At 73.0% G+C, this 17201-nt stretch carries 12 protein-coding genes; 6 read left to right on the plus strand and 6 right to left on the minus strand.

The features are described 5' to 3' along the window. Nucleotides 1-91: 91 nt before the first annotated feature. A complete protein-coding gene (ppdK, locus tag ABT232_RS00210; RefSeq protein WP_351833653.1) occupies nucleotides 92-2839 on the minus strand; it encodes a pyruvate, phosphate dikinase in 2748 nt (915 codons plus the stop codon). 422 nt (nucleotides 2840-3261) lie between these two features. Beyond that, complete coding sequence (locus ABT232_RS00215; RefSeq protein WP_351833655.1) at nucleotides 3262-4491, minus strand: ROK family protein; 1230 nt, start codon at nucleotides 4489-4491, stop codon at nucleotides 3262-3264. Between the two features lie 120 nt (nucleotides 4492-4611). Here ABT232_RS00215 and ABT232_RS00220 point away from each other — a divergent pair, with 120 nt between their 5' ends. From ABT232_RS00220 to ABT232_RS00230, 3 genes are all read left to right on the plus strand, one after another. Next, nucleotides 4612-6009 carry an MGH1-like glycoside hydrolase domain-containing protein gene (locus ABT232_RS00220; protein ID WP_351834757.1) on the plus strand — a complete coding sequence of 466 codons (1398 nt, stop codon included), beginning with the start codon at nucleotides 4612-4614 and terminating at the stop codon, nucleotides 6007-6009. Further along, a complete protein-coding gene (locus tag ABT232_RS00225; RefSeq protein ID WP_351833658.1) occupies nucleotides 6006-7958 on the plus strand; it encodes an amylo-alpha-1,6-glucosidase in 1953 nt (650 codons plus the stop codon). Before ABT232_RS00220 ends, ABT232_RS00225 begins: the two co-directional genes overlap by 4 nt. A 120-nt stretch (nucleotides 7959-8078) precedes the next feature. Continuing rightward, entirely contained in the window at nucleotides 8079-9749 is a 1671-nt protein-coding gene (locus ABT232_RS00230) for an alkaline phosphatase family protein (RefSeq protein WP_351833659.1), read from the plus strand. Here ABT232_RS00230 and dusB read toward each other — a convergent pair whose 3' ends face one another. Continuing rightward, the gene (dusB, locus tag ABT232_RS00235; RefSeq protein WP_351833662.1) at nucleotides 9750-10892 is read right to left on the minus strand and encodes a tRNA dihydrouridine synthase DusB; all 1143 of its coding nucleotides are present in this window, start codon (nucleotides 10890-10892) and stop codon (nucleotides 9750-9752) included. A 77-nt stretch (nucleotides 10893-10969) separates the two neighbouring features. Here dusB and ABT232_RS00240 point away from each other — a divergent pair, with 77 nt between their 5' ends. Then, on the plus strand, nucleotides 10970-12418 hold the full coding sequence (locus ABT232_RS00240) for an MFS transporter (protein WP_351833665.1): 1449 nt from the start codon (nucleotides 10970-10972) through the stop codon (nucleotides 12416-12418). On the opposite strand, the gene ABT232_RS00245 is transcribed toward ABT232_RS00240, so the two are convergent. After that, nucleotides 12415-13314: an MmyB family transcriptional regulator gene (locus tag ABT232_RS00245; RefSeq protein ID WP_351833667.1), complete on the minus strand. Its 900-nt coding sequence runs from the start codon at nucleotides 13312-13314 to the stop codon at nucleotides 12415-12417. The genes ABT232_RS00240 and ABT232_RS00245 overlap by 4 nt on opposite strands. A gap of 101 nt (nucleotides 13315-13415) precedes the next feature. Between ABT232_RS00245 and ABT232_RS00250 the strand changes: the two genes are divergently transcribed. Both ABT232_RS00250 and ABT232_RS00255 read left to right on the plus strand, forming a co-directional pair. After that, the gene (locus ABT232_RS00250) at nucleotides 13416-14843 is read left to right on the plus strand and encodes an MFS transporter (protein ID WP_351833669.1); all 1428 of its coding nucleotides are present in this window, start codon (nucleotides 13416-13418) and stop codon (nucleotides 14841-14843) included. A gap of 55 nt (nucleotides 14844-14898) precedes the next feature. Further along, nucleotides 14899-15534: a GNAT family N-acetyltransferase gene (locus ABT232_RS00255; RefSeq protein WP_351833672.1), complete on the plus strand. Its 636-nt coding sequence runs from the start codon at nucleotides 14899-14901 to the stop codon at nucleotides 15532-15534. Between the two features lie 25 nt (nucleotides 15535-15559). On the opposite strand, the gene ABT232_RS00260 is transcribed toward ABT232_RS00255, so the two are convergent. Together ABT232_RS00260 and ABT232_RS00265 are read right to left on the minus strand one after the other, a co-directional pair. Further along, nucleotides 15560-16147, minus strand: a complete 588-nt coding sequence (locus ABT232_RS00260) for a TetR/AcrR family transcriptional regulator (protein ID WP_351833675.1) — start codon at nucleotides 16145-16147, stop codon at nucleotides 15560-15562. A gap of 24 nt (nucleotides 16148-16171) precedes the next feature. Continuing rightward, complete coding sequence (locus tag ABT232_RS00265) at nucleotides 16172-17194, minus strand: aldo/keto reductase (RefSeq protein WP_351833677.1); 1023 nt, start codon at nucleotides 17192-17194, stop codon at nucleotides 16172-16174. Nucleotides 17195-17201: the final 7 nt, after the last annotated feature.

The raw sequence follows: 17201 nt of genomic DNA on the forward strand, positions 1-17201 counted from the left end.
TCAAGAGGCCGGAGCCGTCGCCGATCGGTGAGGGTCGGGTGACAAGCGGCGGCTCCGGGTTCAAGGGGAGGCCGGGGCCTCCGGGGTCGGATCAGCGGTGGTCGCTGCCCTCCGAGGTGGAGGCGGCGCGGCCGGCTTCGAGGCGGGCGACCGGGATGCGGAACGGGGAGCAGGAGACGTAGTCCAGGCCCACCTCGTGGAAGAAGTGGACGGACTCCGGGTCGCCGCCGTGCTCGCCGCAGACGCCGAGCTTGAGGTCGGGCCGGGTCTCGCGGCCCGCCTTGACCGCCGCGGCGACGAGGGAGCCGACGCCGTCCTTGTCGATCGTCTCGAACGGGCTGACGCCGAAGATGCCCTTCTCCAGGTAGGCCGTGAAGAACGAGGCCTCCACGTCGTCGCGGCTGAAGCCCCAGACCGTCTGGGTCAGGTCGTTCGTGCCGAAGGAGAAGAACTGCGCGGCCTCCGCGATCTGGCCTGCGGTGAGCGCGGCGCGCGGCAGCTCGATCATCGTGCCGATCGCCAGCTTCAGCTCGGTGCCGGTGGCCTCCTGGACCTCCGCGATGACCTGGTCGGCCTCCTCGCGGACGATCTCCAGCTCCTGGACGGTGCCCACCAGCGGGATCATGATCTCCGCGCGCGGGTCGCCCTTGGCCGCCTTGCGTTCGGCCGCCGCCTCGGCGATGGCGCGGACCTGCATGGTGAACAGGCCGGGGATGACCAGGCCGAGGCGTACGCCGCGCAGGCCCAGCATCGGGTTCTGCTCGTGCAGGCGGTGCACGGCCTGGAGCAGGCGCAGGTCGTTCTCGTGCGGCTCCTGGCGGGACTCGGCGAGCGCCACCCGGACCGACAGTTCGGTGATGTCCGGGAGGAACTCGTGCAGCGGCGGGTCGAGGAGACGGATGGTGACCGGGAGGCCGTCCATCGCCTCGAACAGCTCGACGAAGTCCTGCTTCTGGAGGGGCAGGAGCTCCTTGAGGGACTCCTCGCGCTCCGTCTCCGTGTCGGCCAGGATCAGGCGCTCGACGAGTTCACGCCGGTCGCCGAGGAACATGTGCTCGGTGCGGCACAGGCCGATGCCCTGGGCGCCGAAGCGGCGCGCGCGCAGCGCGTCCTCGGCGTTGTCGGCGTTGGCGCGCACCCGCAGCCGGCGCTTGCGGTCGGCGAAGGCCATGATGCGGTGGACCGCCGCGACCAGTTCGTCGGCGTCGTCCGCGCCGGCGTGCATACGGCCCTCGAAGTACTCGACGACCGGGGACGGGACCACCGGGACCTCACCGAGGTAGACCTTGCCCGAGGAGCCGTCGATGGAGATGACGTCGCCCTCCTCGACGACGTGGCCGCCCGGCACCGTCATCCGGCGGCGCTTGGTGTCGACCTCCAGCTCCTCCGCGCCGCAGACACAGGTCTTGCCCATGCCGCGGGCGACGACGGCGGCGTGCGAGGTCTTGCCGCCGCGCGAGGTCAGGATGCCCTCGGCGGCGATCATGCCGTCGAGGTCGTCGGGGTTGGTCTCGCGGCGGATCAGGATGACCTTCTCGCCGGAGCGGGACCACTTGACGGCGGTGTAGGAGTCGAAGACGGCCTTGCCGACCGCGGCGCCCGGGGAGGCGGCGATGCCCCGGCCGACCTGCGCGACCTTGGCGCTGTCGTCGAAGCGGGGGAACATCAGCTGGGCGAGCTGGGCGCCGGTGACGCGCTGGAGGGCTTCCGCCTCGTCGATGAGGCCCTGGTCGACCAGCTGGGTGGCGATGCGGAAGGCCGCGCCCGCGGTGCGCTTGCCGACGCGGGTCTGGAGCATCCAGAGCCGGCCGCGCTCGATGGTGAACTCGATGTCGCAGAGATCCTTGTAGTGGTTCTCCAGGGTCTCCATGATCTGCATCAGCTGGTCGTACGACTTCTTGTCGATCGACTCCAGCTCGGCGAGCGGGACGGTGTTGCGGATGCCCGCGACGACGTCCTCGCCCTGCGCGTTCTGGAGGTAGTCGCCGTAGACGCCCTGGTGGCCGGAGGCGGGGTCGCGGGTGAAGGCGACGCCGGTGCCGGAGTCGGGGCCGAGGTTGCCGAAGACCATGGAGCAGACGTTGACGGCGGTGCCGAGGTCGCCGGGGATGCGCTCCTGGCGGCGGTAGAGCTTGGCGCGGTCGCCGTTCCAGGAGTCGAAGACCGCCTTGATGGCGAGGTCCATCTGCTCGCGCGGGTCCTGCGGGAAGTCGCGGCCCGCCTCCTTCTTGACGATCTTCTTGAAGGCGGTGACGAGCTTCTTGAGGTCGGCGGCCTCCAGCTCGGTGTCGACCGTGACCTTCTTGGTCTCCTTGGCCTTCTCCAGCGCCTCCTCGAAGAGCTCGCCGTCGACGCCGAGGACGGTCTTGCCGAACATCTGGATGAGGCGGCGGTAGGAGTCCCAGGCGAAGCGCTCGTCGCCGGCCTGCTTGGCCAGGCCCTGGACCGACTTGTCGGAGAGTCCGATGTTGAGGACGGTGTCCATCATGCCGGGCATGGAGAACTTGGCGCCCGAGCGGACCGAGACGAGCAGCGGGTTGTCGGCCTGGCCGAGCTTCTTGCCCATGTGCTGCTCCAGCGCGTCGAGGTGCGCACTCACCTCGTCACGCAGTGCCGCCGGCTCCTCGCCGCTGTCCAGGTAGACCTTGCAGGCCTCGGTGGTGATGGTGAAGCCGGGCGGGACGGGAAGGCCCAGGTTGGTCATCTCGGCGAGGTTGGCACCCTTGCCGCCGAGGAGATCCTTGAGGTCCTTGTTGCCCTCGGTGAAGTCGTAGACGAACTTCACGCCCTCAACACTGCCGGCCTGCTCGGCTACGTGGGGATCTTTGTTTTCCGACACGGGTCTCGACTCCTCGATCCGCGGTGGCTGCCCTGACGGCGAGGAACATACCCAGATCGAAGGCTGCTGGGTACGTCCACTTGTGCGTCATGCGCCCGTAACCAGTCGTCCGCCAGCGGATCGAAAGTCAAGGCTTGGTATGCCGCCGACAGGCTTTGTGTTCACTTCTTGAACGCGACAACATCGGTGGAGCGGGTATTTCGCTCATCTGAGCGGCCATCGACACGCCTGAGTTCGATCGATGAACGATCAAGGGGTGGCACTGAGTGCCACCCCTTGGAGAAGTGCAGTCGCTCATGAACCGCTCATCTGAGCGCAACCCTTATCAAGGGTGGCGAGAATCACGCTGCCACGACCTGCTGGATTTCACCATCCGGACGTGTCCCAGGACGGAAATGCGAACGTCACATCTCCACCTTCGCTCAAACTCCGAGCACGCGCAGCCGCTCCTCCACCCGCTCCGGCGCGTACAGGTGTTCCACGACCAGCGCACCCGCCCCCACCAGGCCCGCACGCTCCCCCAGCCGTGAGGTCACGACCTCCAGACGGGCGGTGGAACGCGGCAGCGCCCGCTGGTACAGCAGCTCGCGCACACCGGTCAGGAACGGCGTCCCGGCCAGGTCCCCGGCGATCATCAGCACCCCCGGGTTCAGCAGGGTGACGACGGTCGCCAGCACGTCCCCGACCCGGCGCCCGGCCTCCCGCGCCAGTCCGACCGCCTCCGGATGCCCGGCCGCCAGCAGGTCCCGCACATCCGAGCCGGACGCCGCCGGCACCCCGTTCTCGGCGAGCCGCCGGGCCACCGCGCCGCCGCTGGCGACGGCGGCCAGACAGCCGTAGGAGCCGCACCGGCACAGGGCGCCCGCGCCCTCCGGCACCCGGATGTGGCCGATGTCCCCGGCGCCGCCGTCGACGCCCCGGTAGACGGAGCCGTCGACGACGACTCCGGCGCCGATCCCGGTGGAGACCTTGACCAGCGCGAACGCCGAGCAGTCGGGGTAGCCGGTGCGCTGTTCGCCGTAGGCCATGAGGTTGGCGTCGTTGTCCACCAGCACCGGCACCGGGCCGGCACCGGTGTGGTCGCCGAAGGCCCTGGCCAGGCGGCCGGTTATGTCGTAGCCGTCCCAGCCGGGCATGATCGGCGGCTGCACGACCCGGCCGGTCTCGCTGTCCACCGGCCCCGGCACGGCGAGGCCGATGCCGCAGACCTCCTGGGCCCGGTGCCCGGCCTTCTCCAGCAGCTCCGCGAACCAGCGGCCCAGTTCGCCGAGGACGGCGTCCGGGCCGTCCTCCAGGGCGAGGGTGCCGGAGTGCTCGGCGTGGATCTCGCCGGTCAGGGACAGCACGGCGGCGCGGGCGTGCCGGGTGTCCAGGTCGGCGGCGAGGACGACGGCGTGCTCGTCGTCGAACTCCAGGGTGATGGACGGGCGGCCGCCGAGCGGGGAGTCCACCGGCCCGCCGGCGCCCTCGCGCAGCCAGCCCGCGCGGAAGAGCCGGTCCAGCCGCTGTCCGACGGTGGCCCGGGACAGTCCGGTGACCTGCTGGAGCGCGCCGCGTGTGGTGGCGCGGCCACTGCGCACCAGTTCGAGCAGATCGCCGGCGCTCGCCTGGCTGCCGCCGCCCTTTCCGGTCCTTCCCGGCCGTCCGGTCATGCGCACCCCCTTGTGTTTCTCAAGCCTGCATTACATATTGAGTTTTGCGTGTTAAATAGACGTAACCCTACGGTAGCCATGACCGAACCGGTCGGCCGGACGCCTTTCGGGGAGCCCCGAGTGGATCGCACTGCCCAACTGACCGCCCCTGGCGCGGAGCACGTCATTGCATACGATCCGGCCGCCGGGCCGGATCCGCTGCATGCCGGTGCCGTCCGCGTGCTGGAGGACAACTGGACCGGCACCTCCACGGTGCCCTCCCGCGGCCTGTATCCGCACCAGTGGTCCTGGGACTCCGCGTTCATCGCGATCGGGCTGCGGCACCTGTCGCCGTTACGGGCGCAGACCGAGCTGGAGACGCTGCTCGCGGCCCAGTGGGACGACGGGCGGATCCCGCACATCGTGTTCAACCCCTCCGTCCCGCTCGACGCCTACTTCCCGAGCCCCGACTTCTGGCGGTCCTCGACCGCCGGACGCGCGTCCGGCGCCCCGCGCACCGTACAGACGTCCGGCATCGTGCAGCCACCGGTGCACGCCCTGGCCGCCTGGCTGGTGCACCGCGCCGATCCGGGCCTGTCGTGGGCGCGCGGCTTCCTCGCCGCGGTGTACCCCCGGCTGGCCGCCTGGCACCGCTATCTGCTGCACCGCCGCGACCTCGGCGGCGGCGGGCTCGCCTCGGTGGTCCACCCGTGGGAGCAGGGCATGGACAACAGCCCCTGCTGGGACGCCCCGCTCGCCCGCGTCACCCCGGCCCCGGCCCGTTCCTTCCGGCGCGCCGACCTCGACCACGGCTCCCCCGAGGACCGGCCGACGGACCTGGACTACGGCCGCTACGTCCGGCTGGCCGCGGACTACCGGGACGGCGGGTACGCCGACGGCCGCGCCGACTTCGCCGTGGAGGACCCGGCGTTCAACGCCCTGCTCATCGCCTCCGAGCACGCGCTGGCCCGGATCGCCGGCGAGCTGGGCGCCACCGGCACCGCCCGGCACGCGCGCGCCGAGCGGCTGACCGGGGTGCTGATCGACCGGCTCTACGACCCGGCCCGGGAGATGTTCTTCTGCCGGGACGTGCGCTCCGGCGGGCTGATCCCCGAACGCGGGGTGTCCGGGCTGATCCCGCTGCTGCTGCCCACGCTGCCCCGCGAGACGGCCGCGGCCCTGGTGCGGACCGCGACCGGCCCGCACTTCGGGCTCGGCGGCAGCACCCGGCTCGTGCCCAGCTACGACCTGCTCGGCGAGGCCTTCGACCCGCACCGGTACTGGCGCGGCCCGGCCTGGTTCAACACCGGCTGGCTGGTGGAGCGGGGGCTGCGCACGCACGGCGAGCGGGAGCGGGCCGACGCGCTGCGCGGGGCGCTCCTGGACTCCGCGGCTGCCTCCGGCTTCGCGGAGTACGTGGATCCGTACACCGGCGAGGCGTGCGGTGCGACCGGCTTCGGCTGGACCGCCGCCCTCGCCCTCGATCTCTTGCTCGACCAGTCCGCCAGCAGTGAACTCAGGGGAGGAGAGCGGGCATGACGGACCGGCATCATCTGCTCGTGCACGGCGGGACCTTCGCCGCCGTGGGCGACGGCGGCGACATCAGCGGCGTGCGGAACGGCGGGGCGGCGCGGCCCGGTCTCCCGGACGGCTTCTTCGTGCGGGACGCCCGGCATCTGAGCCGGTGGCAGCTCACGGTCGACGGGGCGGTGCCGGAGGCACTGTCACCGGTGGCTGCCGGGGACACCGCGCGGTGTGTGCTGGTGCCGCGCGGCGGGCGCCAGGAACCCCCGGCGTACACGGTCTTCCGGGAGCAGGCGGTCGCGGACAGCGCGTTCGTGGAGCAGCTGCGGATCACCAGCAACCGGCCGGTGCCGACCCGGGTCCACCTGGCCGTCACGGCCGACGCCGACTTCACCGACCAGTTCGAGCTGCGCTCCGACCACCGCACCTATCCGAAGCCCGGCGCGGTCCGCCGCCGCCAGGTGCTGGAGCACGGGGTGGAGTTCACCTACCAGCGCAGCGAGTGGCGGTCCTGCACGACGGTCACGGCCGAGCCCGCCCCGGACGCCGTGGAGGAGACCGGCACCGGCGCCCGGCGTCTGGTCTGGGCCCTCGATCTGGAGCCGCACGGGACGGCCGAGCTGACGCTGCGGGTCATGGCCCGTCCGCACGGCGAGAAGCGGGCGCTGCGGGTGCCCCGCTCCCCCGCGGCGGTGGCGGAGCAGCTGCTGGCGGCGGAGGGGCGGTTCGTGGAGGGCGTGGCCTTCCCGACCGGCTGGCCGGAGCTGGCGGCGGCGTGCGCCCGGGGCCTCGCGGATCTCGCCGCGCTCCAGATCCCGGCGACCGGCCCGGACGGTGAGGATCTGCGGGTGCCGGCGGCCGGCGCCCCGTGGTTCCTGGCGCTGCTGGGCCGGGACGCCCTGCTCACCGCGCTGTTCGCGCTGCCGTACCACCCGCAGCTGGCGGCGGCCACGCTGCCCGCGCTCGCCGCGGCCCAGGCGACCGAGGCGCTGCCCGGTTCGGTGGCCCAGCCCGGCAAGATCGTGCACGAGGTGCGGTACGGCGAGCTGGCGCACTTCGGGCAGGTGCCGTACGGGCGGTACTACGGCTCGGTGGACGCCACCCCGCTCTTCCTGGTCCTGCTCGGGGCGTACGTCGAGCAGACCGGGGACACCGCCCTGGGCCGCCGGCTGGAGCCGCACGCCCGCGCGGCGGTCGGCTGGATGCTGGACCACGGCGGGCTGACCTCGCGCGGCTATCTGGTCTACCGGGCCGACCAGGGCGGCCTCGCCAACCAGAACTGGAAGGACTCCCCCGGCGCGATCTGCTGGGCGGACGGCACCCGCCCGAGCGGCCCGGTGATGGCGGCGGGCGCGCAGGGGTACGCCTACGACGCGTTGCGCCGCACCGCGCAACTGGCCCGCGCGGTGTGGGGGGACGAGACCTACGCGGCGCTGCTGGAGCAGGCGGCCGGTGATCTGCGCGACCGCTTCCAGCGGGACTTCTGGATGCCGGAGCGGTCCTTCCCGGCGCTCGCGCTGGACGGCGAGGGCCGCCAGGTGGACGCGCTCGCCTCGGACGCCGGGCATCTGCTGTGGTCGGGGCTGCTGGACAAGGAGTACGGCGAGGTCGTCGGCCGGCGCCTGGTGGAACCGGACTTCTTCTCCGGCTGGGGCGTGCGCACGGTGGCGGCCGGGCAGCCGGCGTACCACCCGCTGTCGTACCACCGGGGTTCGGTGTGGCCGCACGACAACGCGCTGATCGCCCTGGGCCTGGCCCGCTACGGCCTGCACGACGAGGCCCGGACGGTGGCGCACGCGCTGGTGGACGCGGCGACCGCGACCGGCCACCGGCTGCCGGAGGTGCTGGCGGGCTACGGCCGCGACACCCATGCCGAGCCGGTGCCGTATCCGCACGCCTGTGTGCGCGAGTCGCGTTCGGCGGCGGCTCCGTTGGCGCTGCTGACCGCCGTGGGGGGTGCCTGAGGGCGAATCCGGCCGCGGGGCGGTGAACGGAGTCCGCCGTCCGCCCGTACGTGAGGGCGGCGGGCCCGTTCCCCCACGCCGGGCCCGCCTCCGGCCCGGCCCCGTACGGAAGGACCCTGGGTGTCTGTCCTCGCCCGCTGGCGTACCGCGCGTCCCGTCGCCGCGCGCGTACTGAACCGGACGCTCACCGTCCTGTCCGCCGCGCTGGTGCTCGGCGCGCTGCTGCTGCCGAACACCCTGCCCACGCTCACGCCCGGCAAGTTCGTCCGGATCCCTCTGGAGGCGATCGTCGCGGCGGCGCTGCTGCTGGCGCTGCCGCGCCGCCCCCGGCTGGCGGCGGCGGTCGCGCTCGGGCTCGGGCTGGCCGCGCTGACCGTGCTGAACCTCCTCGACATGGGGTTCCACGAGTATCTGGGCCGGGGCTTCAACCTGGTCCTGGACTGGGAACTCCTCGACGACGCCCAGTCGTACGCCGGTGACACGCTCGGTGAGGCGGGCGCGCTCGGGGTGACGGCCGGTGCGCTGCTGCTGGTCGTGCTGCTGTGCGCGCTGATGGTGCTGTCCACGGTCCGGCTGGGCGAGCTGCTGGCCCGCCACCGCACGGTCGCGGTCCGCTCGACGCTGGCCGCCACCCTCGTGTGGACGGTGACGGCGGCGCTGGGCGTGCAGCTCGCCGGGTTGCCGGTGGCCTCCGACCACGCGGCGGCGCTGGTGCGGATCCAGACCGAGCGGGTGCGGGCCACGCTGCGGGACGAGGCGGCGTTCGCGCGGGAGGCGCGGGCCGATGCCTTCGGCGCGACCCCGCCCGAGCGGCTGGTGCCCGACCTGCGCGGCAAGGACGTGATCTTCACCTTCATCGAGAGCTACGGCCGCAGCGCGATCGAGGACCCGGCGATCCGCCCCGGCGTCCACCGCTCCCTGGAGGCGAACACCGAGGCGCTGACGAAGGCGGGCTTCCGGGCGAAGAGCGGCTGGCTGACCTCGGCGACGTACGGCGGCAGCAGCTGGCTCGGCCACTCCACCTTCATGTCGGGCCTGTGGATCGACAACCAGCAGCGGTACCGCACGGTCACCTCCGGCGACCATCTGAGTCTCACCGAGGCGTTCCGCCGGACGGGCGCCTGGCGGACGGTCGGGATCATGCCGGGGGTGCAGAAGGCCTGGCCGGAGGCGGAGTTCTACGGCCTCGACCATGTCTACGACGCCTTCCACCTCGGCTATCGCGGCCCGAAGTTCAGCTGGTCGACGATGCCGGACCAGTACGCGCTGGAGGCGTTCCAGCGGCTGGAGCACGGCAAGGAGCGGGACCGGCCGCTGATGGCGGAGGTCATCCTCACCTCCAGCCACCAGCCGTGGGCGCCCGTCCCCGAGCTGGTCGGCTGGGACGAGCTGGGCGACGGGCGGATCTTCGAGGGCATCGAGAAGGCGGGCGCCGACCCGGGGGACGTGGTCGCCAGCTCCGCCCGCTCCAAGGAGGAGTACGGCCGGTCGGTGCGGTACTCGGTGACCAGCCTCACCCAGTGGCTCACCCGCTACGGCGGTGACGACACCGTGCTGGTCTTCCTCGGTGACCACGAGCCGATCGCCCGGGTCAGCGGTTCCGACGCCGGCCGGGACGTACCGGTGTCGGTCGTCGCCAAGGACCCGGAGGTGCTGGAGAAGATCGCCGGCTGGGGCTGGACGGACGGTCTGGAGCCCGCCGGGGACGCGCCGGTGTGGAAGATGAGCGCGTTCCGGGACCGGTTCCTGACGGCGTACGGCTCGACGCCGTCAGGAAAGGCGGCGGACTGATCAGCCGCCGGAGGTGTCCAGCTCCGCGTCCTCGGTGATGCCCGCGCAGTCGTAGGGGTCCTTCAGCCAGCCGTCCGGCAGGACGACCCGGTTGTTGCCGGAGGTGCGGCCGCGCGGGCCGTCGGCGCCGGCGGGCCAGGGCTGGTCGAGGTCCAGCTCGTCGAGCCCTGAGCGCAGCTCGGCGAGGGAGGAGGTGATGGCGAGCCGCTTGCGCATCTCGGAGCCGACCGCGAAGCCCTTGAGGTACCAGGCGACGTGCTTGCGGAAGTCGACGACGCCCTTGGACTCGTCGCCGATCCACTCGCCGAGCAGCGTGGCGTGCCGGACCATGACGTCGGCGACCTCGCGCAGCGCGGGACGCGCGAGGTCGGCCGTACGGCCCTCGAAGGCGGCGACCAGGTCGGCGAAGAGCCACGGCCGGCCCAGGCAGCCGCGGCCGACGACGACGCCGTCGCAGCCGGTCTCGCGCACCATGCGCACCGCGTCGGCGGCCGACCAGATGTCGCCGTTGCCGAGCACCGGGATCTCCGGGACGTGTTCCTTGAGCCGGGCGATGGCGTCCCAGTCGGCGGTGCCGCCGTAGTGCTGGGCGGCGGTGCGGCCGTGCAGGGCGATGGCGGTGACGCCCTCCTCGACGGCGATGCGGCCGGCGTCGAGGTAGGTGATGTGGTCGTCGTCGATGCCCTTGCGCATCTTCATGGTGACCGGCAGGTCGCCGGCGCCGGCGACGGCCTCGCGGAGGATGGCGCGCAGCAGGTTGCGCTTGTAGGGCAGGGCGGAGCCGCCGCCCTTGCGGGTGACCTTGGGGACGGGGCAGCCGAAGTTGAGGTCGATGTGGTCGGCCAGGCCCTCCTCCGCGATCATGCGGACGGCCTTGCCGACGGTGGCCGGGTCCACGCCGTACAGCTGGATCGAGCGCGGCTTCTCGGTCGCGTCGAAGTGGATCAGCTGCATGGTCTTCTCGTTGCGCTCGACCAGCGCCCGGGTGGTGATCATCTCGCTGACGAACAGCCCCTTGCCACCGCTGAACTCCCTGCACAGGGTACGGAAGGGCGCGTTGGTGATCCCGGCCATCGGGGCGAGGACGACGGGCGGCTGAACGGTGTGCGGACCGATCCGCAGCGGCTGCGTGGGCGTGGGCATTACTCCATTGTGCCGCGCAATGAGTTCGTAAAATTCGTTAGTTAGCCGCACTATCGAAACGGGCGTACGATGGCCGCATGCCCGAGCTCAGCCATCGCCGACGTCTGCTGGTGCTCGCGATCTGCTGCATGAGCCTGCTGATCGTGAGCCTCGACAACACCGCGCTGAACGTGGCGCTGCCCGCCATGCAGGACGATCTGGGCGCGAGCACCTCGGGCCTGCAGTGGACGATCGACGCGTACACGCTGGTGCTGGCCGCGCTGCTGATGCTCGCCGGGTCCACCGCCGACCGGATCGGGCGCAAGCGCGTCTTCATGGCCGGGCTGGTCGTCTTCACCATCGGTTCGGCGCTGTGCTCCATGGCACCGAACCTGGAGGCGCTGATCGCCTTCCGGATGGTCCAGGCGGTGGGCGGCTCGATGCTGAACCCGGTCGCCATGTCGATCATCACCAACACTTTCACCGACCCCCGGGAGCGGGCCCGCGCGATCGGCGTCTGGGGCGCGGTCGTCGGCATCTCCATGGCGGCGGGCCCGCTGGTCGGCGGCGTCCTGGTCGAGACGGTCGGCTGGCGGGCGATCTTCTGGGTCAACCTGCCGGTGGGGCTGACCGCGCTGCTGCTGACGCTGCGGTACGTGCCCGAGTCCCGCGCGGCCCGGGCCCGCCGGGCCGACCCGGTCGGGCAGGCGCTGGTGATCGCGCTGTTCGGCGCGCTGACGTACGCGATCATCGAGGCGCCGGAGGCCGGGTTCGCGACGGTGCTGCCGTTCGCGGTGGTGGCGGTCGCGGCGCTGCTCGGCCTGCTGGCGTACGAGCCGCGGCGCGCGGAACCACTGATCGACCTGCGGTTCTTCAGGTCGGCGCCGTTCAGCGGGGCCACGCTGATCGCGATCGCGGCGTTCGCGGCGCTCGGCGGGTTCCTGTTCCTGTCGACGCTGTACCTCCAGAACGTGCGCGGGCTGGACGCGCTGCACGCCGGGCTGTGGATGCTGCCGATGGCCGTGCCCACGTTCCTGTGCGCGCCCCTGTCCGGCCGTCTGGTGGCCAGCCGCGGGCCACGGCTGCCGCTGGTGATCGCGGGCCTCGCGATGACCACCAGCGCGGTGCTGTTCGCCGTGTTCGAGGCGGAGACGTCGAACACCGGCCTCTTCGTCGGATACGCCCTGTTCGGCGTGGGCTTCGGCTTCGTCAACGCCCCGATCACCAACACGGCCGTCTCCGGCATGCCGCGCGCGCAGGCCGGGGTCGCCGCCGCGGTCGCCTCCACCAGCCGGCAGCTCGGCCAGACCCTGGGCGTCGCGGTCGTCGGAGCCGTGCTGGCGGCGGGCATCGGGGCGTCGGCGTACCGGGACACCTTCGTCTCCGCCGCCGTCCCCGGCTGGTGGATCCTCAGCGGCTGCGGCCTCGCCATACTGCTCCTCGGCGCCCTCACCACGGGCCGCTGGGCCCGCCGCACGGCCGAGCGCACCGCACGGGAACTGGAGTCCGGCGAGGTGCGGGAGGCGGCGAGGGTGTCGGCGGCCTAGGCGCCGTCCCGTCGCTCCACCGCCAGCGCGTGCAGCCGCTCCAGGCGGCGCCGGGACTCCTCGTCGGCCGGGACGTACGTCACCACGCGCGGGCCCTGCTCGGGGCTGAGCCACAGGTCGGTGTGGTCGACGGTGACACGGCCGACGTACCGGTTGACGAACTCCTTGCGCTTGCTGCGGTGGGTCACCACCTCGTGCCGGTCCCAGGCCTCGCGGAACTCCGGGGACTCGGCGCGCAGCCGCTTGAGCAGCATCTTCCAGGCGGGGTCGCCGAGGTGGCCGGCCATCGTGGCCCGGAAGCGGGCCGCCATCACCCGCTGGGTCTCCTCCAGGTGCACGATCGAGGAGCGCCAGTCGTCGTGCGTGTACGACAGGAGCACGCAGTTGCGGTCCTCGGGCGGCACCGCGTCCAGGTCGCACAGCAGCAGCCCGTAGGTGCGGTTGTGGGCGAGGATGTCGTACCGGCTGTTCTGCGCACAGGCCGGGAACGGCTCCAGTTGCTCCAGGACCGCGCGCAGCGCCGGGGTGAGCGAGGGGCAGACGGTGGCCGGGGTCGGGTCGACGGCACCGGCCAGGCGGAACAGGTGGGCGCGTTCGCCGGAGTCGAGGAGCAGGGCGCGGGCCAGGGCGTCGAGGACCTGGACGGAGACCTGGATGTCGCGGGCCTGTTCGAGCCAGGTGTACCAGGTGACGCCGACCGAGGAGAGCTGGGCGACCTCCTCGCGGCGCAGTCCCGGCGTACGACGGCGGCGGCCCCGCGGCAGGCCGACGCGCTCGGGGCTGATGTGCTCGCGGCGGTGGCGCAGGAAGGCGGCGAGTTCGTGCCGCCGGATCTGCGCGGCCCGGCCGCGGGGGGCCTCGGGATCCCGTGCGGTCTGCTCGGCCGTCGTCGTCATGGGCCAAGCCTGCCTCGGCGCGGACGCTGTTGCCAGGTGGTCCTGGTACCAGGACAAGGACACTCTGGTACCTGCCTCGGCGCCGCCGCAGGCTCGGGGTCGTGACCGAAACCATCACCTCCCGCCCGGCCCGGACCGCCGCCGAGCCACCCGTCCTCGGCGACCTGGGCCTCTGCACCGTGCTGCTGGGCGCGGCACTCCCCCTCATCGACTTCTTCATCGTCAACGTGGCCCTGCCCGCCATGGGCGAGGACCTCGCCGCGAGCGAGGCCGTCCTCGAACTCGTCGTGGCCGGCTACGGCGTCGCCTACGCCGTCCTCCTCGTCCTGGGCGGCCGGCTCGGCGACCTGTTCGGACGGCGCCGGCTGTTCCTCGCCGGCATGGTGGCCTTCGGTGTCACCTCGCTGGCCTGCGGGCTCGCGCCGACCGCCTGGACGCTCGTCGCGGCGCGGGTGGCGCAGGGGGCCGCGTCCGCCGCGATGCTGCCGCAGGTGCTCGCCACCATCCAGTCGGCCACCTCGGGCGCCCGCCGGGCCAAGGCCATGAGCCTGTACGGCGCCACGGCCGGTCTGGCCATGGTGGCCGGGCAGATCCTCGGCGGCGTGCTGGTGGCCGCGGACGTGGCCGGCACCGGCTGGCGGGCGGTGTTCCTGGTGAACGTGCCGGTCGTGCTGGCCGGCCTGGTGCTGGCCGCGCGCGCCGTCCCGGAGACCCGCTCCCCGCGTCCGGAGCCGGTCGACGGCCCCGGCACGGTCCTGCTCGCCGTGTCGCTGCTGACCCTGCTGGTCCCGCTCACCGAGGGCCGGGCCGCGGGCTGGCCGCTGTGGACGTGGCTGTCGCTGGCGGCGTTCCCGTTCGCCGCGGGCGCGTTCTGGGCGGTGGAGCGCCGGGCGGACCGGCGGGGGCGGACGCCGCTGGTGCCGCCGAGCCTGTTCGCGCTGGTCTCGCTGCGGCGGGGGCTGGTGCTGATCCTGCCGTTCTCGATCGGTTTCAGCGGCTTCATGTTCGTGATCGCGGTGGCGCTCCAGGAGGGGGCGGGCCTCGGTCCGGTCGCGGCGGGACTGGCGCTCACCCCGATGGCGGTGGTGTTCTTCCTCGTCTCCCTCGCCGGGCCGCGGCTGGTCGCCCGGTACGGCACCCGGGTGGTGACGGCCGGGGCGGTGATCCAGGGGGTGGGCGTGGCTCTGCTGGCGCTGGCCGCCTGGTCCTCCTGGCCGGACACCGGTCTGGTCGAGCTGCTGCCGGGTGCGGCGCTCGCGGGTGCGGGCCAGGCTCTTCAGCTGCCGGTCATCTTCCGTGTGGTGCTGTCCGAGGTGCCGCCGTCGCGCGCCGGGGTCGGCAGCGGCGTGATGATCACCACCCAGCAGTCGGCGCTGGCGCTGGGCGTGGCCGGCCTGGGCACGCTCTTCCTCTCCCTGGTGCCGGGCCTCGGTATGCGCGACGCCCTGGTGGTGACGCTGCTGGCGCAGGTGGCGGGGGTGGTGCTGACCGGGCTGCTGAGCCTGCGCCTGCCGCGGACGATCGGCTGAGGAGAGGCCGCCGCACCTCTTGTGGGAGCGCTCCCAGGGGCGGCACGATGCCGGGGTGACCAGCACACCCGACACACCCACCGTGCGCCCCTACCGCCCCGAGGACCGGGCGGCCCTCGACGACATCTGCGTCCGCACCGCCCACGTCGGCCAGGACAGCCGCCCCCACTACTCCGACCCCGGGATCTTCCCGGCGACCTTCGCCGCCCCGTACGTCCACCTGGAGCCGGAGCTCGCCTTCGTCCTCGACGACGGCCGGGGCCGGGCGGTCGGCTACGTCCTGGGCACGGCGGACACCCCGCGCTTCGTCGCGGAGTTCCGCGCCACGTGGCTGCCCCTGGTGGCCGACCGGTACCCGGACCCGGCCGGCCCGCCCGCCACGCCCGGCGAGGAGATCGCCAGGCTGCTGCACCGGCCCGAGCGGATGATCCTGCCCGAGCTGGCCGGCCACCCGGCCCATCTGCACATCGACCTGCTCCCCGAGTGGCAGCGCCGCGGCCACGGCCGCGCCCTGATGCACCGGTTCCTGCGGGCGCTGTCGGACGCCGGGGTCCCGGCCGTCCATCTGAGCATGGTGACGGCGAACACCCCCGCCCGCGCGTTCTACGACCGGCTGGGCTTCCGCCCGATCGACGTCCCCGACCCGGGTCCGGTGACGTACCTGGGCCGGACGACGCAGGTCGGGGCCTGACGCCCGCGCTCCGCGGCGGGACCGCTCAGGCCCGCAGCCCTCGGGTCACCAGGTCCACCAGCGCCTCGAACTCCTCCTCGGCGCCGGGCCGTTCCCACTCCTTGGCGTAGCAGGGGTCGTGGAAGCGGCCGGTGGCGTGGAAGACGGCGCGGGCGGTGGTGGCCGGGTCGGCGGAGGCGAGGGTGCCCGCCTCGGTGCCCGCCCGGACGATCGTGGCCAACTGGCCGACGAGGTCGGCGATGTGCTCGGCGACCGCCTCGCCGCTCTCGCCGGTCAGCACCATGTAGGTGGCGAACAGCTCCGGATCGTCGCCCGCCTTGCGGCGCTTGGCGTCGAACAGCGCCCGCAGCCAGGCCCGCAGCCGCTGCTCCGGGTCGCGGTCCTCGGCGACGATGTCGGCCAGCACCTCGGACGTACGGTCCAGCCAGCGCTTCGTCACGGCCTCCCGCAGGGCCGCCTTGGTGCGGAAGTGCCGGTAGACGCTGCCGTGGCTGACGCCGAGCGCGCGGGCCACGTCGACCACGGTGGCCTTGGCCGGGCCGTGGCGGCGCAGCACTTCCTCGGTGACTTCGAGGATGCGCTCGGCGGTCAGGGTCTCGCTGGTCGGTGCCATGAGGTGACGGTACCCGCGGGCCGGTCAGCGCTCGCTGTCGAGGTGTGCCATCTGCGCCGCGGGGTAGCGCTCGCCGGCCGCCGCGTCGGCGGGCACGGCCTGCTCGATCGCCGTGAGGTCGGCGGCGTCCAGCGTGACGTCGAGCGCGCCCAGCGCCTCGGTGAGCCGGTCGCGGGTGCGGGCGCCGACCAGCGGCACGATGTCCGTGCCGTACCGCTCGCCCTGGGCCAGCACCCAGGCGATGGCGATCTGCGCGACGGAGACGCCCTTGCGTTCGGCGATCTTCCGCAGCGCCTCGACGAGGCCGAGGTTGTGCCGCAGGTTGTCGCCCTGGAAGCGGGGTGAGAGGGAGCGGAAGTCACCGGCGGCGAGCTGCCGGTCGGCGGTGAAGTGGCCGGAGATCAGCCCGCGCGAGAGGACGCCGTACGCGGTGACGCCGATGCCCAGCTCACGGAGGGTCGGCAGGATCTCGGCCTCGATGCCGCGCGAGATCAGGGAGTACTCGATCTGGAGGTCCGCGATGGGGGCGGTCGCGGCGGCCTTGCGGACGGTGTCGGCGCCGACCTCGCTGAGGCCGATGTGCCGGACGTGTCCCCGCTCGACGAGTTCGGCGATCGCGCCGACCGTCTCCTCGATCGGTACGGCCGGGTCGAGCCGGGCGATCCGGTACACGTCGATGTGGTCGACGCCGAGGCGCTGGAGCGAGTACGCGGCGAAGTTCCGCACGGCCTCGGGCCGGCCGTCGTAGCCCGACCAGCCGCCGTCCGGGTCCCGCAGCGCGCCGAACTTGACGCTGACCAGGGCCTGTTCGCGCCGGGCGGCGGGGGCGGCGCGCAGGGCCTCGCCGATCAGCAGCTCGTTGTGGCCCATGCCGTAGAAGTCGCCGGTGTCGAGCAGGGTGACGCCCGCTTCGAGCGCCGCGTGGATGGTCGCGACGGACTCGGCCCGGTCCGCGTCGCCGTACAGCGCGGACATGCCCATGCAGCCGAGGCCGAGGGCGGAGACCTGGGGGCCGGTGGTGCCGAGGGTGCGCTTGTGGATCGTCATGCCTCCA

Origin of the sequence: Streptomyces sp. NPDC001532 (assembly GCF_040298625.1) — a bacterium.
Classification (GTDB): domain Bacteria; phylum Actinomycetota; class Actinomycetes; order Streptomycetales; family Streptomycetaceae; genus Streptomyces.

Excerpts from the sequence above, each read along its gene's own strand:
- ABT232_RS00215 (WP_351833655.1), bottom strand. The coding sequence starts at position 4,491 with ATGACCGGACGGCCGGGAAGGACCGGAAAGGGCGGCGGCAGCCAGGCG.
- ABT232_RS00225 (WP_351833658.1), top strand. The coding sequence starts at position 6,006 with ATGACGGACCGGCATCATCTGCTCGTGCACGGCGGGACCTTCGCCGCC.
- dusB (WP_351833662.1), bottom strand. The coding sequence starts at position 10,892 with ATGCCCACGCCCACGCAGCCGCTGCGGATCGGTCCGCACACCGTTCAG.
- ABT232_RS00240 (WP_351833665.1), top strand. The coding sequence starts at position 10,970 with ATGCCCGAGCTCAGCCATCGCCGACGTCTGCTGGTGCTCGCGATCTGC.
- ABT232_RS00245 (WP_351833667.1), bottom strand. The coding sequence starts at position 13,314 with ATGACGACGACGGCCGAGCAGACCGCACGGGATCCCGAGGCCCCCCGC.
- ABT232_RS00260 (WP_351833675.1), bottom strand. The coding sequence starts at position 16,147 with ATGGCACCGACCAGCGAGACCCTGACCGCCGAGCGCATCCTCGAAGTC.
- ABT232_RS00265 (WP_351833677.1), bottom strand. The coding sequence starts at position 17,194 with ATGACGATCCACAAGCGCACCCTCGGCACCACCGGCCCCCAGGTCTCC.